General features: G+C 63.3%; 26 protein-coding genes and 1 tRNA gene. 10 read left to right on the top strand and 17 right to left on the bottom strand.

Annotation, left to right across the window (positions count from 1 at the left end):
* Positions 1-269: 269 nt before the first annotated feature.
* Positions 270-650: a hypothetical protein gene (locus JJ918_RS10495; RefSeq protein ID WP_291886797.1), complete on the top strand. Its 381-nt coding sequence runs from the start codon at positions 270-272 to the stop codon at positions 648-650.
* A gap of 28 nt (positions 651-678) precedes the next feature.
* Here JJ918_RS10495 and grxD read toward each other — a convergent pair whose 3' ends face one another.
* Genes grxD through JJ918_RS10510 form a run of 3 tightly spaced genes read right to left on the bottom strand, consistent with a single transcriptional unit; the run spans position 679 to position 2,105 of the window.
* Positions 679-1,008 (bottom strand): Grx4 family monothiol glutaredoxin, encoded by a 330-nt coding sequence (gene grxD, locus JJ918_RS10500; RefSeq protein ID WP_291886800.1) that lies wholly within the window; start codon positions 1,006-1,008, stop codon positions 679-681.
* Between the two features lie 32 nt (positions 1,009-1,040).
* Positions 1,041-1,862: an aldo/keto reductase gene (locus tag JJ918_RS10505; protein WP_291886803.1), complete on the bottom strand. Its 822-nt coding sequence runs from the start codon at positions 1,860-1,862 to the stop codon at positions 1,041-1,043.
* Between the two features lie 6 nt (positions 1,863-1,868).
* Positions 1,869-2,105: a BolA family protein gene (locus JJ918_RS10510; RefSeq protein WP_291886805.1), complete on the bottom strand. Its 237-nt coding sequence runs from the start codon at positions 2,103-2,105 to the stop codon at positions 1,869-1,871.
* A gap of 121 nt (positions 2,106-2,226) precedes the next feature.
* Here JJ918_RS10510 and JJ918_RS10515 point away from each other — a divergent pair, with 121 nt between their 5' ends.
* Together JJ918_RS10515 and JJ918_RS10520 are read left to right on the top strand one after the other, a co-directional pair.
* Positions 2,227-2,736 carry a YHS domain-containing (seleno)protein gene (locus JJ918_RS10515; protein ID WP_291886807.1) on the top strand — a complete coding sequence of 170 codons (510 nt, stop codon included), beginning with the start codon at positions 2,227-2,229 and terminating at the stop codon, positions 2,734-2,736.
* An 86-nt stretch (positions 2,737-2,822) separates the two neighbouring features.
* Positions 2,823-3,767, top strand: coding sequence for a M20/M25/M40 family metallo-hydrolase (locus JJ918_RS10520; RefSeq protein WP_291886809.1), 945 nt, complete (start codon positions 2,823-2,825; stop codon positions 3,765-3,767).
* A gap of 336 nt (positions 3,768-4,103) precedes the next feature.
* On the opposite strand, the gene purL is transcribed toward JJ918_RS10520, so the two are convergent.
* From purL to purS, 3 genes are read right to left on the bottom strand one after another with little or no spacing between them, the layout of a single operon-like run.
* Positions 4,104-6,332 (bottom strand): phosphoribosylformylglycinamidine synthase subunit PurL, encoded by a 2,229-nt coding sequence (gene purL / locus JJ918_RS10525; protein WP_291886812.1) that lies wholly within the window; start codon positions 6,330-6,332, stop codon positions 4,104-4,106.
* Between the two features lie 5 nt (positions 6,333-6,337).
* Positions 6,338-7,000, bottom strand: coding sequence for a phosphoribosylformylglycinamidine synthase subunit PurQ (purQ, locus tag JJ918_RS10530; RefSeq protein WP_291886815.1), 663 nt, complete (start codon positions 6,998-7,000; stop codon positions 6,338-6,340).
* Positions 7,001-7,015: 15 nt separating this feature from the next.
* Complete coding sequence (purS, locus tag JJ918_RS10535; protein WP_291886817.1) at positions 7,016-7,255, bottom strand: phosphoribosylformylglycinamidine synthase subunit PurS; 240 nt, start codon at positions 7,253-7,255, stop codon at positions 7,016-7,018.
* Between the two features lie 97 nt (positions 7,256-7,352).
* Here purS and JJ918_RS10540 point away from each other — a divergent pair, with 97 nt between their 5' ends.
* Positions 7,353-8,618 (top strand): hypothetical protein, encoded by a 1,266-nt coding sequence (locus JJ918_RS10540; protein ID WP_291886819.1) that lies wholly within the window; start codon positions 7,353-7,355, stop codon positions 8,616-8,618.
* A 78-nt stretch (positions 8,619-8,696) separates the two neighbouring features.
* Here JJ918_RS10540 and purC read toward each other — a convergent pair whose 3' ends face one another.
* The gene (gene purC, locus JJ918_RS10545; protein ID WP_291886821.1) at positions 8,697-9,452 is read right to left on the bottom strand and encodes a phosphoribosylaminoimidazolesuccinocarboxamide synthase; all 756 of its coding nucleotides are present in this window, start codon (positions 9,450-9,452) and stop codon (positions 8,697-8,699) included.
* A 253-nt stretch (positions 9,453-9,705) separates the two neighbouring features.
* Between purC and JJ918_RS10550 the strand changes: the two genes are divergently transcribed.
* Complete coding sequence (locus JJ918_RS10550) at positions 9,706-10,029, top strand: DUF1476 domain-containing protein (protein ID WP_291886825.1); 324 nt, start codon at positions 9,706-9,708, stop codon at positions 10,027-10,029.
* A gap of 39 nt (positions 10,030-10,068) precedes the next feature.
* Here JJ918_RS10550 and JJ918_RS10555 read toward each other — a convergent pair whose 3' ends face one another.
* The 10 genes from JJ918_RS10555 to sfsA form a co-directional block, all read right to left on the bottom strand.
* The gene (locus JJ918_RS10555; protein WP_291886827.1) at positions 10,069-10,512 is read right to left on the bottom strand and encodes a thioredoxin family protein; all 444 of its coding nucleotides are present in this window, start codon (positions 10,510-10,512) and stop codon (positions 10,069-10,071) included.
* Between the two features lie 75 nt (positions 10,513-10,587).
* On the bottom strand, positions 10,588-11,148 hold the full coding sequence (locus JJ918_RS10560; protein WP_291886828.1) for a pyridoxamine 5'-phosphate oxidase family protein: 561 nt from the start codon (positions 11,146-11,148) through the stop codon (positions 10,588-10,590).
* Positions 11,149-11,620: 472 nt separating this feature from the next.
* Positions 11,621-12,922, bottom strand: coding sequence for an adenylosuccinate lyase (gene purB / locus JJ918_RS10565; protein WP_291886831.1), 1,302 nt, complete (start codon positions 12,920-12,922; stop codon positions 11,621-11,623).
* A gap of 266 nt (positions 12,923-13,188) precedes the next feature.
* Positions 13,189-13,668: an RDD family protein gene (locus tag JJ918_RS10570; protein WP_291886834.1), complete on the bottom strand. Its 480-nt coding sequence runs from the start codon at positions 13,666-13,668 to the stop codon at positions 13,189-13,191.
* 218 nt (positions 13,669-13,886) lie between these two features.
* The gene (locus JJ918_RS10575) at positions 13,887-15,110 is read right to left on the bottom strand and encodes a threonine synthase (RefSeq protein WP_291886836.1); all 1,224 of its coding nucleotides are present in this window, start codon (positions 15,108-15,110) and stop codon (positions 13,887-13,889) included.
* A gap of 280 nt (positions 15,111-15,390) precedes the next feature.
* Positions 15,391-16,071 (bottom strand): DNA repair protein RadC, encoded by a 681-nt coding sequence (gene radC / locus JJ918_RS10580; RefSeq protein ID WP_291886838.1) that lies wholly within the window; start codon positions 16,069-16,071, stop codon positions 15,391-15,393.
* A 3-nt stretch (positions 16,072-16,074) separates the two neighbouring features.
* Complete coding sequence (gene map / locus JJ918_RS10585; protein WP_291886840.1) at positions 16,075-16,914, bottom strand: type I methionyl aminopeptidase; 840 nt, start codon at positions 16,912-16,914, stop codon at positions 16,075-16,077.
* A 91-nt stretch (positions 16,915-17,005) separates the two neighbouring features.
* Positions 17,006-18,685, bottom strand: a complete 1,680-nt coding sequence (locus JJ918_RS10590; RefSeq protein WP_291886842.1) for a M28 family metallopeptidase — start codon at positions 18,683-18,685, stop codon at positions 17,006-17,008.
* 76 nt (positions 18,686-18,761) lie between these two features.
* A complete protein-coding gene (locus tag JJ918_RS10595; RefSeq protein ID WP_291886844.1) occupies positions 18,762-19,226 on the bottom strand; it encodes a thioesterase family protein in 465 nt (154 codons plus the stop codon).
* Complete coding sequence (gene sfsA, locus JJ918_RS10600; RefSeq protein WP_291886847.1) at positions 19,223-19,930, bottom strand: DNA/RNA nuclease SfsA; 708 nt, start codon at positions 19,928-19,930, stop codon at positions 19,223-19,225. The genes JJ918_RS10595 and sfsA overlap by 4 nt, the downstream gene beginning before the upstream one ends.
* Positions 19,931-19,995: 65 nt before the next feature.
* Between sfsA and JJ918_RS10605 the strand changes: the two genes are divergently transcribed.
* The 5 genes from JJ918_RS10605 to JJ918_RS10625 all read left to right on the top strand — a co-directional run bounded on the left by JJ918_RS10605 (position 19,996) and on the right by JJ918_RS10625 (position 23,675).
* Positions 19,996-20,778, top strand: coding sequence for a molybdopterin-binding protein (locus tag JJ918_RS10605; protein ID WP_291886850.1), 783 nt, complete (start codon positions 19,996-19,998; stop codon positions 20,776-20,778).
* An 84-nt stretch (positions 20,779-20,862) separates the two neighbouring features.
* Positions 20,863-21,087: a DUF2188 domain-containing protein gene (locus JJ918_RS10610; RefSeq protein WP_291886853.1), complete on the top strand. Its 225-nt coding sequence runs from the start codon at positions 20,863-20,865 to the stop codon at positions 21,085-21,087.
* A 5-nt stretch (positions 21,088-21,092) separates the two neighbouring features.
* Positions 21,093-21,731, top strand: a complete 639-nt coding sequence (locus JJ918_RS10615) for a hypothetical protein (protein WP_291886856.1) — start codon at positions 21,093-21,095, stop codon at positions 21,729-21,731.
* 107 nt (positions 21,732-21,838) lie between these two features.
* The gene (locus tag JJ918_RS10620) at positions 21,839-23,509 is read left to right on the top strand and encodes a VWA domain-containing protein (protein WP_291886859.1); all 1,671 of its coding nucleotides are present in this window, start codon (positions 21,839-21,841) and stop codon (positions 23,507-23,509) included.
* A 79-nt stretch (positions 23,510-23,588) separates the two neighbouring features.
* Positions 23,589-23,675: transfer RNA gene (locus JJ918_RS10625), tRNA-Leu, on the top strand.
* Positions 23,676-23,842: the final 167 nt, after the last annotated feature.

Consider the following 23,842-nt stretch of genomic DNA (forward strand, 5'->3'; position numbering starts at 1 on the left):
GGGCAGTCGGCGAACATGGTTCGCTTGAGAGGAGCAAAGGGTTGATTCTCGCGACGTAACCGGTTTCATGTGATCTCCGTCACGGTCGCTGGGGGAGTTAGCCGGTCGTGCGGAATTCGTGCCGGGCAACACGGACGGGGGCAAGGGTGAAAACAGTTTGGGGTGTTTTCGCAGGCGTGGCGGTGATGGCGTCGGCATGTTCGACGACCGGGAGTGCGGGCGATGAGGGACGTTCCGCATTCCTGCCGTCACTGCCCCCGATGCCCGCCATGCGCGCGCTTCCGCGTATCCGCTTCTCCGACATGCGCTTGCCCGGCTTCGGCCGGGCGCCGGAGGTGGACCCGTCGCTCGAACCGGTGATGCACTGGCGGGTCATCGACAACGAGATCCTCGTTGTGCATGCGGACAGTCACGGCTGTACCACGCGCTCGGATTTCACGGTCGATGTCGGCAGCTATGAGGGTGATGTCTACGCCGTCAGCCTGTCCCGGGACACGCCGGACGGCTGCAGCCGCGACATGCCATGGGGCGTGCAGCTGGCGTTTGCGCTCGACGAGCTGGGCGTGCCCGCCCAGGGCGAGGTCGTCGTGCTCAATCCGCTGGAAAGCGCCCGGCCTGCATCCGGCCGCCGCGTGGTCGCGGCGCGCTGACGCACGCTGACAGGTGTCCTGAGAGGGCTCAGGCCGGTTCGATCAGACCCTTGTCGCGCAGATAGGTCTGCAGTTCGCCGGTCTCGAACATTTCCTTGACGATGTCGCAACCGCCCACGAACTCGCCCTTGATGTAGAGTTGCGGGATGGTCGGCCAGTTCGAGAATTGCTTGATGCCCTGACGGATACCGTCATCCTCGAGTACGTTGACGCTCTCGAAATCGACCTGGAGATGGTCCAGCACACGCGCCACCACGGATGAGAAGCCGCATTGCGGAAACACCGGCGTGCCCTTCATGAACAGGACGACGTCATTATTCTCGATCGTGGATTTGATGACGTCATGGGCAGTGGTCATGGCGGGACTCCCTGTTGGATCTGTCCGTTCAGCTAGGAAGCGGAGGCTTGGGCTTCAAGGGCCGCTAGCCGGGCATTCTCGGCCAGATTGGCGTGGCGTGTCGTCAGGCACACTAGCGCATCTGCCGGTCCGTTTTCGAGCGCCCATTTCAGGCCCAGCTGCGGCGTATTGACCGGCACGGCCGGTGTGGTGCCCGTCAGGCTGCGCCTGGCTTGCCGGGCCCAGTACCAAAGATCGCCGCGCGAGCGCGGCAGGCGGCGGCGTGTAGTGCCGGCCATCACCTCGATACCCAGCACACGCAGTCCGGCCGCACGGGCCCGCTCCAGCCGGGCCGTCTCGATGTCGGAAAGTCCGCTGTTTACCGGCGCCATGATCGCCTGGAACGCTCCGGTATCGATGGCGGCATCAAGCTCGGCACCCCGCCCGCAAACGCCGAGATACCGCACCATGCCGCGGTCGCAGAAGGCCTGGAGGTGACGGATCAGCTTGTCGCTCATCTCGGCCGGTGCCGGACCATGCAGCAGCAGAAGGTCGACATGGTTCATCGACAGCCGCTCCAGCGAGGCGCGCAGCGACATTTCCACGGCACCGGCAGAGAAGTCGCGGCGCCCGCCCGGACCGATACCCGCCTTGGTGGCCACGAAGACCTTGTCGCGCGGTACGGTCTGGAGGGCGCGTCCGAGCCGGCGTTCCGCCTCGCCCTTGCCGTAGGAGGGGCCGGTGTCGAACAGGGTGATGCCCAGGCCGACGGCCCGGCGCACAAGGTCTTCCGTCGCATGCCGGGGCATGGCCCAGCCTGCGTGCGGGCCGGATACGCCGAAGCCGAGGCGGGAGAAGGCCGGATCGTCGATCACGCCGGCTCAGCCTGCCGGTACGCGGGTTTCCAGGGCGAGGGCGTGCAGCTCGCCGCCCATCTTCTCGCCGAGCGCGGCATAGACCATCTGGTGCTGGGCGACACGCAGCTTGCCGCGAAAGCTTTCCGACGTGACCACGGCCTTCCAGTGATCATTGTCGCCGGCCAGGTCTTCCATCTCGACATCGGCATCGGGAATGCCGGCCTTGATCAGGGCGACGATATCCTCGGCGGGCATGGGCATGGCGGCTCTCCGGGCGGTGACGGATGTGTGATCCGGCGTGTTGCGTTGTGCCTTTTACCGGACCGGTGTCGGGCGCATATCGAGGGCCAAGCTAATCGCCACGACCGCAAGGGAAAAGACCATGAGCCTGCTGTTGACTGCCAAAACCTGCCTTCGCCTGTCGCTGGGCGCCGCCAATCTCGCGCTGGCGATCTTCCTGCTGGCCGGAGCGGCCTTTGCCGGCGAGCAATATGTTGACCGCGACGGAAGGGCCGTCAGCGGCTTCGATGTCGTTTCCTACCACACTGCCGAGACCCCGCAGATGGGCCTGGCCGATATCAGCGCCGAGTATAATGGCGCCGTCTGGCATTTCGCCAGCGAGGCCAATCGCGAGGCCTTCCTGGCCAATCCGCAGCGCTATATCCCGGCCTATGACGGGCATTGCGCCTGGGCGGCCTCGCGCGGCTACAAGGCGCGCACCGATCCGCAGGCCTACCGGATTGTCGAAGGCGTGCTCTACATGAATTACGATGCCGGCATCCAGCGCCGCTGGGAACGCGACATCGACGGTTTCATCGCGCAGGCCGAGGCCAACTGGCCCGAGCTGGAGGCCGAACCTGCCGCCAGCCCGCCGCGCGGCTGGTTCCAGTGATCCGCAGATACTGACCGAAAATTCAGTGTGTTCGCGGCCTGTGCCGTGGCAAGCTCCCCCGGATTGATCAATCCGGGGGAGTTTTCATGCGGTCCATCCTGTTCAGCGCTGCCGTTTCTTTTGCCGTCTTCACCCAGGCCGGGTGCGCCCAGGAGGGCCCGGCGCTCGATCGCGAGCAATTGCTGGAAGATCTGCGCATCCTGGCCGCCGACGACATGGAAGGCCGCGAAGTGGCAACCGAGGGCAATGCCCGGGCCCGCGCCTATATCATCGAGCGGCTGGAGGGGATCGGCGTGGGGCCGGTGAACGGCGATTACGAGCACAGCTTCACCTTCTCCCTGCCGCGCAATCCGGACGAAGACATTACCGGTGTGAACATCCTGGCGCAGATCGAGGGGACGTCGGACAGCGAGCGCACCCTCGTCGTCACGGCCCATTACGATCATGAGGGCATGCGCGACGGACAGATCTGGAACGGCGCCGACGACAATGCGTCCGGTGTGGCCTCGGTGCTCGCCATTGCCGCGGACTTTGTTGCCAACCCGCCCGAGCATGACGTGATCTTCGCCTTCGTCGATGCCGAGGAGCGGGGCCTGCAGGGCGCGCGCGCCTTCGTCGCCAATCCGCCCATCCCGGTGGAGAACATCACCTTCAATCTCAACATGGACATGGTGGCGATGTCCCAGGACCGCATCCTGTGGGCCGTCGGCACCTATCACTATCCCTTCCTCGTCCCGATGGTCGAAGAGGTTGCGGCGCGCGCCGATGTCTCGATGCCGATGGGTTATGACGAGCCGACCGAGGAGCCGGGCGGTGACTGGACGCTGCTGACGGATTCAGGCGCCTTCCACGTCGCCGGCATCCCCTTCATCTATCTCGGCGTCGACTTCCACCCGCACTACCACCAGCCGACCGACACCTATGAGAACATGACGCTGGACTTCTTCCAGGACGCCTCGGCCGCGATCGTGGATTTCGCCCGGGAGGCGGATGAAAGGCTGGACGAGATCGGCGAGGCTGCGGGGCGGTAGGTTTCACTTCTTGCCTTGTAGGGAAAGGAGGCGCTGAAGCCTGCTCCCATTTCTCCCGGCCGAACGCCCGGCGAAGCCCGGGCGAAGTGCCGGGATCTACGGGAAGCTCATCACTTTCTACGGGAAGCTCATCACTTGAAGTGACTTTCGGTAGATCCCGGATCTGCAGCCTGCCTGCGCAGGCTTGCGTCCGGGAGAAACATAAGAGGTTGTAGTGAATACTTCCGTTTTCCCCGGATTTATTCCGGGGTCTGGTGGCGTTTCAGGCGCAGGCTCCTCCAGGCCCCGGCACAAGGCCGGGGAAAGTGGAGGGGGAGTGCGCGGCGAAACGGCGGACTATTCCGCCGCTTCGACGAGCTGGTCCATCAGGGCCGGCATCCAGCCTTCCCAGGCCGCACGCAGGCGGTCGAGTTCGAGCGGGTGGGCGCCGTTGACGCTGATCGCGGTGCCGCCGGCGAGGCCGACGACCTGGACCGGGATCTCGTCCGCCTTGGCATCCTGCAGGATGGCGATGGCGTCTTCCTTCCGGGCGGCGATCAGATAGCGCGACTGGTCCTCGCCGAAGAGGAAGCCGTGCATCGGCGGATTGGCGCCCTCATGGGCCAGCTTGATGCCGCAATCCGAGGCCAGGGCCATATCGGCCGCGGCGCAGGCGAGGCCGCCATCGGAAATATCGTGACAGGCCGTCAGGCGGCCGGTGCGGATCTGGCCGCGCACGAAATCGCCATTGGCCTTCTCCGCGTCCAGATCGACATGCGGTGCGTCGCCATCCTCGCGGTCCTCGATGACCTTGAGATAAACCGAAGCGCCCATCACGCCCTGGGTCTCGCCGACCACGAGCAGGATATCGCCGTCCTTCATGCCGCCGAAACCGGCCCGCTTGTCGATATCCGGGATCAGGCCGACACCGCCGATCGCCGGAGTCGGCGGAATGGCGGCACCATTGGTCTCGTTGTAGAGGCTGACATTGCCGGATACGACCGGGAAGCCGAGCGTGGCGCAGGCCATCGCCATGCCGTCGATACAGCCGACGAACTGGCCCATGATCTCCTCGCGCTCGGGATTGCCGAAATTCAGGCAGTCGGTGATCGCGATCGGGTCGGCGCCGGTGGCGGTCAGATTGCGCCAGGCTTCGGCCACGGCCTGCTTGCCGCCCTCGAACGGGTGGGCATAGCAATAGCGCGGTGTGCAGTCGGTGGTGATGGCCAGCGCCTTGTTGGTGCCGTGCACGCGCACAATGGCCGCGTCGGACGGATCCTCGGAGGAGGCCGCCGTATCCGCCATCACGTGGCGGTCATACTGTTTCCAGATCCATGACTTGGAGGCCATGTCCGGCGAGGCCATCAGCTTCAAGAGAACTTCGCCCATGTGATCGGGCTGGGCGATGTCTTTGGCGTGGATCTGGGCGCGCACTTCCGGTGCGAAATAGGGGCGCTCGTATTTCGGCGCATCGTCGGCCAGCGGTGCGACCGGGATGTCGCACACGGTCTCGCCCTTGTGGGTCAGCACCATGCGGCCGGTATCGGTCGTCTCGCCGATCACGGCGACATCGAGTTCCCATTTGCGGAAGATCTCGTGGGCAACGTCCTCGCGGCCCGGCTTCATGATGACCAGCATGCGTTCCTGGCTTTCCGAGAGCATCATCTCGTAGGCCGTCATATTGGCTTCGCGCTGGGGCACCTTGTCCATGTCCAGATGGATGCCGATCCCGCCCTTGTCGGCCATCTCGACCGAGGAGGAGGTGAGGCCGGCCGCGCCCATGTCCTGGATGGCGGCGATGGCATCGGTCGCCATCAGTTCGAGGCAGGCCTCGATCAGTTTTTTCTCGACGAAGGGGTCGCCGACCTGGACGGTGGGACGCTTCTCCTCGGAGGCATCGTCGAACTCGGCCGAGGCCATGGTGGCACCGTGGATGCCGTCGCGGCCTGTCTTGGAGCCGACATAGACGATCGGCTGGCCCGGCTCGGCGCCGCGGGCGTAGAAGATCTTGTCTGCATCGGCCAGGCCCACCGCCATCGCGTTGACCAGGATATTGCCGTTATAGCCGGCGTGGAAATTCGTCTCGCCGCCGACCGTCGGCACGCCGACGCAATTGCCATAGCCGCCGATGCCGGCGACCACGCCGGAGACCAGCTGGCGCGTCTTGGGATGATCCGGTGCACCGAAGCGCAGCGCATTCATCAGCGCCACCGGGCGTGCGCCCATGGTGAAGACGTCGCGCAGGATGCCGCCCACACCCGTCGCCGCACCCTGATAGGGCTCGATGAAGGAGGGGTGGTTGTGGCTTTCCATCTTGAAGATGGCGGCCTGGCCGTCGCCGATATCGATCACGCCGGCATTCTCGCCCGGGCCCTGGATCACCTTTTCGCCATCCGTCGGCAGCCGGCCCAGATGGGCGCGCGAGGACTTGTAGGAACAGTGTTCCGACCACATGACCGAGAAAATGCCCAGTTCCACGAGGTTGGGCGCCCGGCCCAGACGGTCGAGGATGATGGCGTATTCTTCGTCATTGATGCCGTGCTCGGCGACGATCTCGGCGGTGATGCCTTCGGCGTATTGGGTCATGTCGCTCACGCGCTCCCGAGAAGGGATTCAAACAGTTTCAGCCCGTCCGTGCCGCCGTGCTTTTCGTCCACGGCGCGTTCCGGGTGGGGCATCATGCCCATGACATTGCCCTGCTCGTTGGTGATGCCGGCAATATCGCGCTTGGAGCCGTTCGGGTTCTTGCCGTAGCGGAAGATCACCTGGCCCTCGCCCTCGATCCGGTCGAGCGTCTCGTCATCGGCGAAGTAATTGCCGTCATGGTGCGCGATCGGCACGATCAGCTCGGCGCCGCCCTCATAATGCGAGGTGAAGCGGGTATTGGCGTTCTCCACCGTCAGCTTCGCCTTCTCGCAGACGAATTTCAGGCCGGCATTGCGCATCAGCGCGCCGGGCAGGAGGCCGCTTTCGGTGAGGATCTGGAAGCCGTTGCACACGCCCAGGACGGGTGCGCCGGTGGCTGCGTGGGCCACAATCGCCGGCATGATCGCCGAGCGCGAGGCCATGGCGCCGCAGCGCAGATAGTCGCCATAGGAAAAACCACCCGGCACCATCACGAAATCGGTGCCCTCGGGCAGTTCGCTTTCCTGATGCCAGACCATGGCGGGGGCGTGGCCCGTGACTTTCGCGATCGCATCATGCGCGTCGCGGTCGCAGTTCGAGCCGGGGAAGACGATGACGGCGGATTTCATCTCGGCCGGACCCCGCTATTCCAGCTCGATCGAGTAACTCTCGATCACCGGGTTGGAGAGGAGTTTGGCGCACATTTCCTCGACCCGGGCGCGGGCCTTTTCGGCATCTTCGCCGGTCAGGTCCAGCTCGATCAGCTTGCCCTGGCGGGCCTCGACGACCTCGTCATAGCCCATATTGTGCAGCGCGCCGGCGACGGCGGCTCCCTGGGGATCGAGGACGCCGGGTTTCAGATAGACGTGGATTTTCGCTTTCACGGGCTCGACTCGCTTTTCAGGGCCTGAAATTCGCGCCCTCAATAAAGCGACACGGGCTCCGGCGCAATTGACAAGGGGGTCGAGTTTCAGTGGAGGAATGGTCTCCCGGTTCAGGCTCACAGTGCAAATCGATCGAGGGGCCGCCAGCGCGGGGCACTGCTGGCAACGCAAACGACGGCCATTTTCCACAGCGCTCACAGCAGCCGTGGGTGCGGTGTTTCTGCATGGTGGTCCCCGGCGATGCCTTTTAAAGACATTCGCGGCTATCCGGGCTGCAGCAGAATGCCGGCCGGCGCCGGTGATTGACTCTCGGTGGCTGGCGTTTTCTATCGGCCGTCGGTGGCGACACGATGCGGGGCTTTCTGTGGCATTCTCAAGGGCGTTGAAGGTTGTTCTTCATATTGGCCGGCACAAGACCGGCACATCAAGCGTGCAGAGGTATCTCAGCAAGAACAGGGAAGCGCTGAAGCGGGACGGTGTTCTGTATCCCGATCTTGGCATTCTCTCGGGCCGGATCGAGATCGCTCATCACGAACTTGCCCACGCGCTACAGAGGGGCGACACAACCGCGATAGAGGCCATTTTCAGAGAAATCGAACGGCAGCAAAACGAAACGAACTCGAGCATTTTGGTGCTCAGTAGCGAATCATTTCAAAATATTAAAGACAGTTCGATCATAAAATCTATGTTTTCTGATCATCATTTATATACAATTTGTTATTTGAGGGAAATTGTTGGTTATTATTGTTCAAGCTACGCGCAATTTGTTCACGCGAATGACTATTTCGCGGACCCGTCTTCCTATTTGAAGATGTTTGATACTCGTTTGGGTGATTTTGTAAGTGCTTGGTCCGGGTTTTCGCAGAGTTCCTGCTTCCGTTATTTTAACAAAAGCGTCCTGATAGGAGAGGATGTAGTTCAGGATTTTTGTCATCACGCCGGGATTCCGTACTATCCATCACCTGTTCTGGATAGTTGGGAGAGCAATGTGAGTATTGGTGGCAATTTGTTGTATTTTAAGTTGGTCTGTAATGCTCTCGGCGGATTGAGCAAGAAATCATATTATGCTCTTAGCGATTTGGCAGGGAACAAAAAAAGCTTTCGGGAGAAAATACGTGTTCCGGGCCAGACTCAATCGGAGCTGCGGTCACGTGGATACAACACAGTCCTGAAAAGGGTCACCGGCTGCGACCCGGAATTGCGTGATTATTCGAAAAATTCACCTTTTCCCGACTTGTCCAGCCTGCGTGAGGACATCGAGATTATCCTTGATAATGCGGTGGTGCGGCATGACTTCGACAAATTGAGCGTCTCGCCAACGCTGTTCACGAGGTCGGCGAATTCTTTTTCCCGCGGGGATTGATCGCCGGCTATCTCGTCGCGCTGAAACCGGAAGGTGCTTGCGGATCAGCCCGCCTCAACGGCAAATCGGTGAGGCGGGTTATTTCCCTTCGTTTGTCGGCGCCTGGCCGTGTTCCTTCATGATGCCCAGGCGGCGGGCCACGTCGGCATAGGCCTCGGTGACATTGCCCAGATCGCGGCGGAACCGGTCCTTGTCCATCTTCTCGTTGGTTTCCATGTCCCACAGGCGGCAGCTGTCCGGGCTGATCTCGTCAGCCAGCACGGTGCGCACCATGTCGCCCTCGTAGAGGCGGCCGAATTCCAGCTTGAAGTCCACCAGGCGGATGCCGGCGGCGGAGAACAGGCCCGACAGGAAATCATTCACCCGCAGCGTCATCGCCATCATGTCGTCGATCTCCTGGGTGGAAGCCCAGTTGAACGCCGTGATGTGCTCTTCGGACACCATCGGATCGCCCAGCTCGTCCTTCTTGTAGTAGAATTCGACGATGGAGCGGGGCAGCTGATCGCCTTCCGGCACGCCCAGGCGCTGGCTGATCGAACCGGCAGCGACATTGCGGCAGACCACTTCCAGCGGAATGATCTCGACCTGGCGCACCAGTTGTTCGCGCATGTTCAGACGTTTGATGAAATGGGTCGGGATGCCGATCCGGCCGAGCCCGAGCATGATATACTCGGAAATCCGGTTGTTCAGCACGCCCTTGCCCTCGAGCGTGGCCTTCTTCTGGTTGTTGAAGGCGGTGGCGTCGTCCTTGAAATACTGCACGATCGTGCCCGGTTCGGGGCCTTCATACAGGATCTTGGCCTTGCCTTCGTAGATCATCTTGCGGCGGGACATCGGCGGACGCTCCGTTGGCGGTCGGCCCCGTCCGGCGGGGCGGTCGACCTGAAAAGAGAGACGCGGCCCGAATCGAGAACCGGACCGCGCATCGAAGGGGGAAAATATCCGCGTGCGCGTCCCTCTGCAACGTCTTGCCGCGGTGCGGTAGGATTGTTTCGAGATCGCCGCAGCCTTGTGCGCGGTGAAGATTGATTTAGACCCCCTGCCGAGCTAGTCACTCGGGCAAATGGACATCCTCAAGGAGAGACCCATGTCGGGCATCAACGATCGCGAAAAAGGCTTCGAGAACAAGTTCGCGCACGACCAGGAACTCGAATTCAAGGCGGCTGCCCGCCGCAACAAACTCCTCGGCCTGTGGGCTGCCGAGCTGATGGGCCTGGATGGCGAAGCCGCGGCCGAATACGCCAAGTCGGTGATCGTCGCCGATTTCGAGGAAGCCGGCGATGACGACGTCTTCCGCAAGGTGCGCGGCGATCTGGACGCCCGCAATGTCGAGCTGTCCGACCACCTGCTGCGCAAGCAGATGGACGATCTCCTCGCCGCCGCCCGCCTGCAGATCCAGAGCGAAGGCTAGGTCCGGTTCGCGCGCCTCGCCCGTGACCGGGGAGGCGCGTCAGCCCTCGACGCTGTCCAGCCGCTCCACAACGACCAGCCAGCGTTCCAGGGCTTCGCGGATGCGGGCGCGGTCATAATCCATCGTGACCATCTCGAAGACCTGTCCGGTCTCGCGATCCATCAGGACGAGAAAGCCGGTGCGTCCGGCCAGCTCGTCATAGAGCGGCGCGATGCCTTCGTCCTCGGCCAGGCCGCGCAGGGCGTCGCGCTGGCCCCAGGTGAAGTTGAACCGCACCCAGCCGATCGGCTCGCCGGCCATCTCCTCGCGCACATCCTCGACCCGCGGCTCCAGCACGCGGCAGGCGCCGCACCAGGACGAGCGGAACATGGCGGCCACCAGGCGCGGCTCTTCGGCCGGAGCTGCCTCATCCCAGGCAGCCCGCACGAAATTCGGTCCGAGAAACAGGGCCAGTCCGGCCAGCACGGCAGCAATCAGTCGCATGTCGATCTTCCTCCAGGACGGCCCGTTTAACCGCGGCGTCCCCGGCGGTCACTGCACGAAGCGATCACGTTGGCGTCATTCCGCCGCGTCCGGCTTTACGAGCCCCGGCAGGCCGTCGATCGACTCGGCATTGCCGGTATAGCGGCGTTCGCGCCAGACCTCGTCGGTGCGGTGCTCGTTATAGCGGATCAGCTGGTCGCGTTCGCCCTTGAAGTCGTAGAAGGGCACGCCCCAGCCGCAACTGTCGGCGATGCGGTGGATTTTCGCGGTGATGATCGCGCGCACTTTGGGGAAGTCCGGGAAGAGGGCCTTTTTTTCGGCAAAGCCCGGATCGTCGAAACAGGTCGCTTCGCCCGTGCCGTAGAGGCGCAATATGTTCGCCGCGCCCTCGAAGGCGCAGAACATGAAAGTGATCCGTCCGTTCTGGCGCAGATGCGCAATCGTCTCCACGCCCGACCCACCCAGATCGAGAAAGGCGACCTCGTTCGGCCCCAGTATGCGGAAACTGTCATAGCCCTTGGGCGAGACATTCACATGCCCCTCATCGCCCGACGGCGCCGTCGCCACAAAGAACATCTTCTGCTTTTCGATGAAGGCCGCGAGGCGTTCGTCGATCGAGTCGTAAAGCTTGGACATGGGGGGGAATTTAGGGGGCTCTTCCCTACAAGCCAACAAACGCATTTGTCATCCCGGCCGAATGCCCCGCGAAGGCGGGGCGCAGAGCCGGGACCCAGACACGCGCTGTTTGCCGGAAGCTGGCCAGATAGCGGAGAGCGCCGGATCAGCACCGGGATTATGGGTCCCGGATCTCCGCCCGGCTCAGGGCCGGGCATGCGTCCGGGATGACAAGCATTGTCTGTGGGGACCGCATTGCCCAAACATGCGTTACCCTGACGGCTTCAGGGCGGGCACGTTTCGTGCCCTGAAAACCCATTGTTCGCTTGCCGAGACGGGGCCGTATCCGGTTTTCCAGGTCAAGGGCGCCCGGGGCGCCGCTCCGCGGTTTCACCCTTGAGCTGGAAAACCGGATACGGCTTGCTGGCTGTCATGCGCTCTATGGATGATTGCGAGCGGGGCTCGCCGCGCCCGTCTCTGGCGTGAAAACGCCTTACCCCCCGAACACCCGCCGGAAAATCGTGTCCACATGCTTCATGTGGTAGGCCTCGTCGAAACAGGCCTCGATCTGCTCGTTGCTCAGAAGCGCGGTCACCTCGGCGTCGGCCTTGAGGTGGTCGACCAGCATGCCGCCCTCATCCCAGGTCTTCATGCCGTTGCGCTGGACGAGGCGATAGCTCACCTCGCGGCTTGCGCCGGCCTGGGTGAGGGCCAAAAGGACGCGCTGGGAATTGTGGATGCCGCCATAGGCATTGAGGTTTTCTGCGCAGCGGTCGGCATGCACGATCAGTTTCTCGATCATGCCGGCGGTGCGGTGCAGGGCGAAGTCCAGGTGCACATTGGCGTCCGGACCGATGCCGCGCTCGACGGAGGAGTGGGAGATGTCCCGCTCGTGCCACAGCGCCACATTCTCCATCGCCGGTACGACGGCCGAGCGCACCAGGCGGGCCTGGCCGGTCAGATTCTCCGTCAGGATCGGATTGCGTTTGTGCGGCATGGCCGACGAGCCCTTCTGGCCCGGCGAGAAATATTCCTGCGCCTCGCGCACTTCGGAGCGCTGGAGGTGGCGCACTTCGATGGCGATATTCTCGATCGCCGAGGCGATCAGGCCCAGCACGGCGAAATAATTGGCATGACGGTCGCGCGGGATGACCTGGGTGGAGATCGGCTCCACTGTCAGGCCCATCTGTTCGGCGACATGTTCTTCCACGGCCGGATCGACATTCGCGAACGTGCCGATGGCGCCGGAAATGGCGCAGGTGGCGATCTCGTCGCGCGCCCGCACCAGGCGTTCGCGATTGCGGGCAAACTCGGCATAAAAGCGCGCGAATTTCAGACCCATCGTCGTCGGCTCGGCATGGATGCCGTGCGAGCGGCCGATACAGGCGGTGTATTTGTGCTCTTCCGCGCGCGTCTTCAGCGCCGCCAGAACGCGGTCCATGCCCTCCAGCAGCAGGTCGGCAGACTGTTTCATCTGCACGGCGAGACAGGTGTCCAGCACGTCCGAGGAGGTCAGGCCCTGGTGGACGAAACGGCTCTCCTCGCCGACATGCTCGGCCAGATGGGTGAGGAAGGCGATGACGTCATGCTTCACCTCGGCCTCGATCTCGTTGATCCGCTCGACGTCGAACGCGACATCCCTGGCCTTCCAGACCGCCTCGACCGCCGATTGCGGCACCACACCCAGCTCCGCCAGCTTCTCCGTCGCATGCGCCTCGATCAGGTACCAGATCCTGTACTTGTTCTGGTCGGCCCAGATGGCGGCCATTTCCGGACGGGTATAGCGGGGGATCATCGGCGGTGCTCCGCGTTTCATTGGCTGAAGCGCGGGGGATGCGCTGAAAGGCGCGTGGGGTCAAGTGGCGCGCTTCTTTCCTCCCCACGGGAGTGGGGAGGGGGACCCGCGAAGCGGGGGAGGGGCCGCCGCGCCGTGCGCGGCGGAATGGCGGAGCCGAGCTCGAAAGTTCTTCGCGGCTTGCAGCCGCGACCCCTTCGACCCGATGCTGCGCATCGGCCCACTTCCCCATTCCATGGGGAAGAAAGAAGCCAAGCTTTCCAACGCTAGTCGGTGCCCACCGCCTGCACACCGCTGATCCGGTTCCACCATGCTGGCTGAGGACGGCTGCCAGTAGCAAGCATGAGCGAAACCGGCCATGCGCAGAGCGCAACAAGACCCAGCATTGAATTCACAAGCGCACTGGGCAACGGGTTGGATGCCGGCACTGACTGGTAGCCCATGATGCGCTGCCCGAAAGTCTGCGAGCCGATGGTTGTGCTGCGCAGTGAAAGAAGCAGTAGCGACAAGGCAAATGTCGCGCCCAAATAATTGTATTGATCCGGTTCCGGCTGAACGACCGTCGAGAAACTCCCGGTTCGAAAGCCTTCGGCGAGGATGACGAACAGGTCGAAGGCGGGTGTCAGGATCAGGACCAGCATCATGCCGTCGAGCATGAAGGCCCAAAAGCGTGCGCTGACGGCAACAGGTTGGCTGGAAACGACGCGGCCGCTGCGGGGGCCAAGGAAGACCAGGCCAAGCAGCACTCCGATCCCCAAGCCTGTTCGTAAGGGAGACCAGGTTATCGACTTCATACAAGCAGATGAGCTGCAGTCCGTTGTTTCTGTAGAACTTCCTTCCACAATGCCCGCGAAAAGCACCACGAAGTAAAGCGTAGCGACAACCACAAGCCATATCGTTCGAGATGCGGTCCGTCTCGGCGCGCTTTGAGGCTCGCCGTGCAGGTAGTCCATGCTTGTCTTTCTCACATCGCCCCCCAATCCACCTCGCTGTGCCGGTCCAGCGCCACAGCCCCGTCCGGCATCTTGTACTTCAGCCCAGACCCGCAGTTGAACAGCACGCATTCCGCGTCCCGCGCCACAAGCCCGTCGCCCATGGCCTTTTCCATGGCCGCCAGCGTCGCGGCGCCTTCGGGGCATAGCAGCAGCCCGTCCTCGCGGGCACACCGCGTCCGCGCCGTTTCGATCGCCGCCTCCGACACGGCCACCGCCGCGCCGCCGCTCTCGCGAACCGCGTCCAGGATCAGGAAGTCGCCGATCGCCTTGGGCACGCGGATGCCCATGGCGGCGGTCCGGGCGTCGAGCCATTCCTCGGCATGGCGCTCGCCGGCCTCGAAGGCTTTCACGATGGGGGCGCAGCCCTCGGCCTGGACGGCGAACATTTTCGGGCGTTCCGGGCCGATCCAGCCCAACTTCTCCATCTCGTCGAAGGCTTTCCACATGCCGATCAGGCCGGTGCCGCCGCCGGTGGGATAGAAGATCGCATCGGGCAGTTTCCAGCCCATCTGGGCGGCCAGTTCCAGGCCCATCGTCTTTTTGCCCTCGATCCGGTAGGGCTCCTTGAGGGTGGAGACGTCGAACCAGCCCATCTCGTCCTTGCCGGCCGCGACAAGGGCGCCGCAATGATGGATGTAACCGTTCACCTTGAAGACTTTCGCGCCCTGCAGCGCCATCTCGTCCAGATTGATCTGCGGCGTGTCCTCGGGAGCAAAGCAATAACTCTCCATCCCCATCCGGCTGGCATAGGCCGACATGGCGGCACCGGCATTGCCGTTTGTCGGCATGGCGAGGCGTTTGATTCCGAAGGAATGCGCCATGGCGACGGCGAGGGCGAGGCCGCGCGCCTTGAACGAGCCCGTGGGCAGGCGGCCCTCATCCTTCACCCACACCTTGGCCGTCGCACCGGAGGCTTTCGCGGTGGCGGGCACGTCGATCAGTGGCGTATCGGTCTCGCCCAGGCGGCAGATATCGTCGCTGTCATGGACCGGCAGGAGTTCGCGCCATTTCCAGAAACCGGTATTGCGCGCCCAGATCGCCCCGCGGTCGATCTCGCCCTTCATCTTCTCCAGGTCATAGCGCGCCAGCAGCGGCTTGCCGGCATCGGAGAGATTGTGCGGCGTGTCGATCTCGTAGCGCTTGCCGGTTTCCGAGCATTCCAGATGGGTGAAATAGAAGGCGCGATTGTGCATGGGGGCTCCCGGGCAAACGGCTTAAAGGACGGAGCCTCGGGCTCGCTTTTAAGCCTTTGATGTCTTGCAAGCAGTCCGCCTCAGGGTCTTCGTCAGGTCAAGGGTGGAGCCGCTTCGCGGCGCCAAAGGCGCCCTTGACCTGACGAAGACCCTGAGGCCCCATCGCCGACAAGACATCCAGGGTTTGCTCTGTGGCAGGGCCACCCATCGGCGACTGAAGCTCTGTCGGCGGCGCCAAGCTCCCATCCTCCCCCTTGATCGGGAAGGATGGGGCGTGCCCCTACATCAGCCCCAGCGTCTTGAAACTCGCGGTGTTTTCGCGGCCGATCACGAGGTGGTCGTGCAGCACGATGTCGAAGGGTTTGCAGATGTCCGCGAGGGTGCGGGTCATCTCGATATCGGCCTGGCTGGGCGTGGCATCGCCGGAGGGGTGATTGTGTACCAGGATCAGGGCCGTGGCCTCATGCGCCAGGGCGCGCTTGACGACTTCGCGTGGATAGACCGGGGCATGATCGATCGTGCCTTCGCCCAGCACCTCATCGGCGATCAGCCGGTTCTTGCGGTCCAGGAAGAGCACGCGGAACTGTTCGGTCGTGGCGTGCTGCATGGCGGTGCGGCAATAGGTGACGAGCGCCGACCATGACGCGATGACGGGCCGGCCGATCACCTGTTCGCGGGCCAGCCGTTCGGCCAGTGCCTTGATGAGCTTGAGCTCGGCGGCGGTCTTTTCGCTGACACCCTTCACGGTGACCAGCTGGTCGACGGAGGCCGAGGCCACCCCGCCCAGATCGCCGAAACGGGCAATCAGGTCTTTCGCGATCGGTTTGACGTCGCGCCGCGGGATGCAGCGGAACAGGTAGAGCTCCAGCAATTCATAATCGTGAAGCGCCAGGGAACCCGCAGAGGTTAGTTTTTCGCGCAACCGGTCCCGATGGCCTGTATGATGCGCGAGATCGGTCATGGATCAGCGGTTATAGGGCGGCCGGTCGAGGCCCTTGGGGGATTTGGTGAAAATCTCCACCCCGTCCTCGGTGACGCCGCAGGAATGCTCGAACTGGGCCGAGAGCGACTTGTCGCGCGTCACGGCGGTCCAGCCATCGGAGAGGACTTTCACGTCCGGACGGCCCAGATTCAGCATCGGCTCGACGGTGAAGAACATGCCCGGCTTCAGCTCGGGGCCTTCGCCATGCTCGCCGAAATGCAACACATTCGGGCTGTCGTGGAAGTTCTGGCCCAGGCCGTGACCGCAGAAGTCGCGCACGATCGAGCAGCGGCGGCTCTCGCCATACTCCTGGATGATCGCGCCGATCGTGCCCAGCGTGACGCCCGGCTTGATCGCCTCGATACCCGCCATCATCGCCTCATAGGTCGTGTCGATGAGGATTTCGGCCTTCCGCTTCGGCTCGCCCGCCACATACATGCGGCTGGTGTCGCCGTGCCAGCCATCGACGATGACGGTGACGTCGATGTTCAGGATATCGCCATTGCGCAGCGGTTTGGGACCGGGAATGCCGTGGCAGACCACATGGTTCAGCGAGGTGCACAGCGAGTGGCGGTAGCCCCGGTAGAACAGGGTCGCCGGCATGGAGCCATGATCGAAGGCATATTCGCGCGCCAGCTTGTCGAGATGCTCGGTCGTGACGCCGGGTGCGACCTCTGCGGTCAGCATGTCGAGGATTTCCGCAGCCAGACGGCCGGCCTTGCGCATGCCGGCAAAGCCTTCCGGCCCGTGCAGCTTGATCTTGCCGTCGCGCGGTGCGCTGGCGGCGTCCTCATCGGTCACGATCTCGTAGGCGGTCGTCAAGTCAGCAATCCTCCATCTGGTCCTTATATACAAAAGCGCGCGCCGTTTGGAACGGCGCGCGCCTGCATTTTCTTCGCAATTGCGGAGAGGGTCAGTCTTCGCCGGCGTAGAGATTGCCGAAGAAGCTGTCCTCGTTCCACGCCGGCCGCTCGTCGGCGTCGGCGATTTCGCGGGCGATCATGTAGTTGATATTGGCAAACTTGGCGCCCTGTTCGAACAGGACCTCCAGCTCGCCGTCCAGCTGGTCGGTCGGGCGGTGATAGTGGGTGTTCAGGAAGCCCATGAAGCCTTCGCCCTCATCCCAGCGCGGGTCCGGCGAGGAGAAGCCGGTCATCAGGAAGAGCGAGGGCACGCCTTCGCGCACGAAGTTGTAGTGGTCCGAGCGCACGAAGAGCGATTGTTCCGGCAGCGGGTCGGGGCTGATCGCCACGTCCAGCTGGGCCGCAGCGCGCGTGGCGATCGGGCCGAGATTGGAGTGGTTGGCGCCGAAGGCGATCACGTCGGAGAATTCATAGACGATGACGGGCATGTCCAGATTGACGTTGGCGACGATCTGTTCGGCCGGAACCGTGGGATTGCGGGCAAAGTGCTCGGAACCCAGCAGGCCCTTCTCTTCCGCCGCCAGGGCGACGAAGACGATGGTCCGGCGCGGCGTGCCCTCTTCCAGGAAGGTGCGGGCGGTTTCCAGCATGATCGACACGCCCGAGGCGTTGTCGACGGCGCCGTTGCAGATCACGTCTTCTTCGTCCGAGGTGCGGCAGGTGCCGCTGGCCCGGCCCAGCTCGCCATCATTGCCGATATGGTCGAGGTGGGCGGTGAGGACGACGATTTCATCGGCCAGTTCCGGATCGGCGCCGCGGATCATGCCGACGACATTGGGATCGCTGAACGGTTCGGAAATCGTACGCTGGCGCATGGTGACGGTGTGCGGCAGGTCGAAGCGCGGGAAGCTGGGCTCCTCGGCTTCCATTGCGGCGTTGACCTCTTCCAGGCTCATCTCTGCGCCTTCGAACAGGGCCGCGGCCAGATCGGCGCCGACGCTGGCGGACACCTGGATATCGTCATAGCCGGACGGGCCGGTGGCCGCCGTCAGGCGGGTGGCCGGCAGGGAGGCATAGCCTTCCGCATAGCTCGCCGTGCGCTCATCATCCCAGTCGGTCAGGGTGATCATGCCGATCGCGCCATGGGCAGCGGCGACATCGCGCTTGGTGGTGGAGGAGTTGTGGTGGGCACGCTCTTCGCTGATGCCCTCGAACACGCCGTCGGGCACGCCGCCGAGCACGACCACGATCTTGCCGTCCACGTCCACGTCCGCATAGTCGTCATGGCCGCGATTGGCGGCCGACACACCGTGTCCGACAAACACCAGTTCGCCGGTCACTTCGGCTTCCAGAACGGACGGGTTCGACCAGATCACGACGCCTTCGCCCTGGGCGTAGTCGGTGCCGTCGAGGCTGAACCGGTTGTATTCGCCGTCAGCGTGGACGTCCTGCATCGGCACGTCGGCGAAATAGGTGCCATTGTCGCCGGCCGGCTCGAGGCCCAGCAGGCGCATCTGCGAGGCGACGTAATTCGCGGCGATCTCGTAGCCGTCGGATCCGGTATCGCGGCCGGCCATGTAGTCGGAGGCCAGGAAGCGGATATGGGCTTCGATATTGCCGGCGCTCACATCGGGCGTGAACGCGGCGGCGGTTTGCGTGTCGGTGGAGCCGGTCTCGGTGTTGCACGCGACCAGCGCCAGGCCGGCAATTGCCGGAACCAGATACTTCATCAGTAAGGCCTCCCCCAGAGGTGATATCCGGCGCGGACTATAGGCCGCGCAGGCCCGGGCACAATGTTACGGCGGTTTAATCTGCAGCCGCGAGCGCTTCGGCGACCGAGGGCAGGACGGAATAATGCTCGCGGAAAATCCGGGTCATGCGCGCCGGACGTCCGGTAGAGAGCTGGAAACACACGACTTTCGTCAGTGCCCGGAACACCGTCGCGCCATCCTTCACCCGTTTGAACTGATAGCGGCGCTCGGCGCGCAGACGCCCGTCCGACTGGGTGATCCAGACCGCACAGTCCAGCGCGTCGCCGACACGCACATGGCCCAGATAATCCGCCTCGGTGCGGATGATGGCGATGCCGCGATCCTCGGTCTGGCAGGCATCCATGGAATAGCCCTTCGCCCACCAATGGGTCCAGGCGGCCGCATCGGCCCATTCCAGATAGCGCGCATTATTGGCATGGCCGAAGGCGTCCATATCGGCCTCGGTCACGGCAATGCGGTGAATATAGGGATCGGGCAGGTCCCAGCCGGTCTCGCTCATGCACCCAGCTCCACTGTCATCGGGGTGGTGACGGCAATACCGTCCGTCGTCACGTGGCAAGCATAGGCGAGCACTTCAACACCCGCCGCTGCAGCCTCGCGCAGGGTTGCCGCATAGACCGGGTCGATATCCCCGGCCGGGCGCAGGGTGTGGCAGTCGCTGCGCTGGACGATGAAGAGCTGCACCGCGCGGTCGCCGGCTGCGACCTGTGCGGCCAGTTCGCCCAGATGCTTGGCGCCGCGGCTGGTCACGCCGTCGGGAAATTCCGCAATCCCGGGACCGCGCTGCCAGTGGACATTCTTCACCTCGACCCAGCAGGGCGGCTGGCCCGCGCTTTCCAGCAGAAGGTCGATGCGGGAATTCTCGCCGTATTTCACCTCGCGGCGCAGGCTGTCATGACCGGCCAGTTCGGTGATCGTGCCGGCATTCACCGCTTCCTCGGCCAGCGCGTTCGCGGTGTTGGGCAGGGCGCCGATGATCGTGCCTTCCGCCTCCACCAGCTCCCAGGTGTATTTCAGCTTGCGCTTGGGATTGTCCGAGCGCGACAGCCACACTTTCAGACCGGGCTCCTTGATGCCTGTCATGGCGCCGGTATTGGCGCAGTGCGCGGTCACTTCGCTGCCGTCTTCCAGCGTCACATCGGCGAAGAAGCGCTTATAGCGTCTGACCAGACGGCCGGGGATGAGCGGTTGGGAAAATTTCATGGCTTGGACTTCCTGGCGTCTGCCTCATATACCCCCTCGAAGGGCTCGATGAAGGATGGAATCACATGGCGGATACCAGGCGCGTCACGGCAGCGGTTCTCCTGATCGGCGACGAGGTGCTCTCCGGACGCACCCAGGACAAGAATCTCCAGCAGATCGCGCAATTCCTGGCGCCGCTGGGGATCAATGTCATCGAGGCGCGCACCGTGCCGGATATCGAGGACGAGATTGTCGAGGCGGTGAACACGCTGCGCGCCAAGGCCGATTATGTCTTCACCACGGGCGGCATCGGCCCGACCCATGACGACATCACCGCCGACAGCATCGCCAAGGCCTTCGGCATGACCATCGATGTCCGCGCCGATGCGCTGGCGATCATCGAGGAATGGTACGACAAGACGAAGACGCCGGTCACCGAGAGCCGCAAGCGCATGGCGCGCATCCCCGAAGGCGCGTCGCTGATCAAGAACCCGGTCACCGGCGCGCCGGGCTTCCAGACCGGCAATGTCTTCACCATGGCTGGCGTGCCCGCGATCTGCCGCGGCATGCTGGAGGATATCGCCCATCGACTGGAAGGCGGCACGGTCACCCTGTCGCGCTCGGTGAAGGGCGATAATCTGCGCGAAGGCGAGATCGCGGAAAAACTGGGCGAACTGCAGGAGGAGAATCCCGGCGTCTCCATCGGCTCCTATCCCTATTTCATCGAGGTGAAGGCCGGCGAGGTCCGCCGCGGCACGCATCTCGTCGCCCGCTCCACCGACAAGCGCGCGCTCGCCCGCGTCATCGACGCCATCGCCGACCTGGTGCAGGAGCTCGGCTACGAACCGCGCATCGATCCGGAAGAGTAGGGGGCTGTCTAGCGTAACGCGACGGGATGATGTAGAATTAATGACAATCAGTGGTGGTATTTTGAGTGCGCGAGGTCGAGCGATATGTCGAAGCTAGGTCAGCACGTTGTGCCGAATGGAAGCAAATGGGTTGTTCGAAGAGCGGGCGCTTCTCGTGCAACGGCCTCCTATTCCACGCAGAAAGAGGCCGTCGACGTGGCTCGTGAGATAGCCAAAAATCAAAAGACTGAACTCTACATTCACGGCAAAGACGGTCGGATTCGCAAGCGGGATTCATACGGCAACGATCCTTACCCTCCGAAGGGGTAGGGGGATTGCCTGAGGGGGAATTCGAAAACTCGGTTTTTGTGAATTGTCCATTTGACGAGGACTACGCTGCCATTTTGCAGAGCGTGCTGTTTTGCCTTGTTTACCTCGGAATGGTTCCGAGGATCGCTACTGAGCGGATCGATTCTGGCGACGTACGCGTCGAAAAAATAATCGAACTCATAAAGTCATCAAAGTATTCTATTCACGATCTGAGCCGTTGCCAGGCAGAGAAGGCGGGAGATTATTTTCGTCTGAATATGCCATTCGAATTAGGTATCGACTACGCGTGTAGGAAGTTTTGCGAACCGCCCTTCGATGAAAAGCGAATACTGATCCTGGAAGAGAGACGTTTTCGGTATCAGGCGGCATTATCTGACGTCGCTGGCTGCGATATCATGGTGCACGGCGGTGACTTCGGAAACGCGATCCGGCAGGTCCGCAACTGGCTTGTGTCCGAAGGAAGCGGAGTGTCGCGTGACGGCGCATCCCGGATAAGGGGAGCGTATTTTGATTTTCAGGAATGGAACTACGAGCGACAGCTCGCTCAGGGCTTTTCGGAAGAAGACATACAAGACTATCCAACCGCTGAGTTGCTTGCGGCAATGTTTGAGTGGAATGCACTGGGACGTCCTGCAACTGCATAGTGGTGCCGCAACGTTGCCCCCAAATTGCCCCGCTTTCGTCTTTCGGTTGCACCGGCTTTCGTGTTGCAGCTTGATGCGAGGGACATGACGGGAAGGGGAGTGCTTCCATGAAACGCGCAATCTTGCTGGCGAGCGCCTTGGGCGTCGCTGTGGCCGGCTGTACGGCAACGACGGACGAGCCGGGCGAAGTCGCCGAACACGAATTTGAATATCGGTTGTCGCCGCCGCCCCCTCCGCCGCCGGCCTCGGCCGACTACGTCACCGTTACGGGTGCCCGGCTCGCAGGCGCACCGGCTCCCATGGTCAGCCCGCGTCCCTGGCCCCAGCCGGAACCGGAAGACCGCGAGCGCTATGACAATACCGACGCCAATCCGGTCGTCTCCACGGCGGAGGAACCCGTCTCCACCTTCTCCATCGATGTCGACACGGCCAGCTATGCCGTGGTGCGCGACTATCTGATCGACAGCCGCGAACTGCCGCCCTCCGATGCGGTGCGGATCGAGGAGATGATCAATTATTTCGACTACGATTACGCGCTGCCGCCGGGGCCGGACGAGCCCTTCGCCACCCATGTCACGGTGACGCCCAATCCCTGGAACGAAAACACCCAGCTGATGCATGTCGGCATCCAGGGGTTCGAGATCGTGCCGGACGAGCGGCCGCGGGCCAATCTGGTCTTCCTGGTCGACGTCTCCGGCTCGATGAATGCGCCGGACAAGCTGCCGCTCGCCGTGCAGGCCATGCACATGCTGGTCGATGAGCTGGAACCCGAGGACACGGTGTCCCTCGTGGTCTATGCGGGCGCGGCCGGGGCTGTGCTCGAGCCGACCGAGGCGCGCAATGCGCGGCGCATCCACGAGGCGCTGGACCGGCTGCATGCCGGCGGTTCGACGGCCGGCGGGGCGGGTCTGGAACTGGCCTATTCGCTGGCCCGGCGGAATTTCGACGAGGACGCGGTGAACCGCGTCATGCTGCTCACCGATGGCGATTTCAATGTCGGCGTCACGCGTGACGAGAGCCTGGAAGACTATGTCGCCCGCCAGCGCGACAGCGGCATCTATCTCTCCGTCATGGGCTTCGGCCGCGGCAATTACAATGACCGCATGATGCAGCTCATCGCCCAGGCCGGGAACGGCACGGCGGGCTATATCGACAGCCGCCAGGAAGCACGCCGCATGCTGGTCGAGGAGAGCTTCTCATCGCTCTTCCCGATCGCCAATGACGTGAAGATCCAGGTCGAGTTCAATCCGGCCCGCGTCGCGGAATACCGGCTGATCGGCTATGAGACGCGCCTGCTGGACCGGGCCGACTTCAACAATGATGCCGTCGATGCCGGCGAGGTGGGCTCGGGCCATGCCGTCACCGCGATCTACGAGATCGCCGCGCCGGGTTCGGAAGGCGTGCTGATGGATTCGCTGCGCTATGGCGGCGCGGCCCGGCCGGCCGCCGATCTGTCAGGCGAATACGGCCTCCTGCGCCTGCGCTACAAGGAACCCGGCGAGGATGAGAGCATTCTGATGGAACGCACGGTCACCGATGCCGATGCGGTCAGGACGTTCGGCGAGGCGGACACTGAAGTGCGGTTCTCCGTCGCCGTGGCCGGCTTTGCCCAATTGCTGCGCGGCGCCCCCTATCTGCAGGACGGTTACAGCTGGGAGGCCGTGGCCGAAGACGCGGCATCGGCCCTCGGCGAAGACGAATTCGGCTACCGCGCCGAATTCCTGGAGCTTGTGGAACGCGCCCGCCGCATCGATGAGGGTACAGGCCTGAAGGAGTAGCCAGGACGGGCTGCCGGAGGGCTGACCGGCCCTCTGGTCTGCCCTGCAAACCGGTGTAGGATCGCCCCGCACCACCGGCGCGGGCGTGGCGGAATTGGTAGACGCAGCAGACTTAAAATCTGCCGGCCGCAAGGCCGTGCCGGTTCAATCCCGGCCGCCCGCACCATTCGAAGTCGGTCTGCCGGAGGCAGAAAAATCGATCCAGTGAATCGATTTTAGACGCAGAATGCCCCGGCAGGGGCCAACGCCCTGCGGGCTTCGGGTGGCAAGCCACCCGCAGCGCGCACCTTGGGGCGAAGAGGCTTGTCCTCCGAAGCTTCAGCGAAGGAGGGT

It is taken from the genome of Maricaulis sp., assembly GCF_017642925.1.
Classification (GTDB): Bacteria; Pseudomonadota; Alphaproteobacteria; order Caulobacterales; family Maricaulaceae; genus Maricaulis.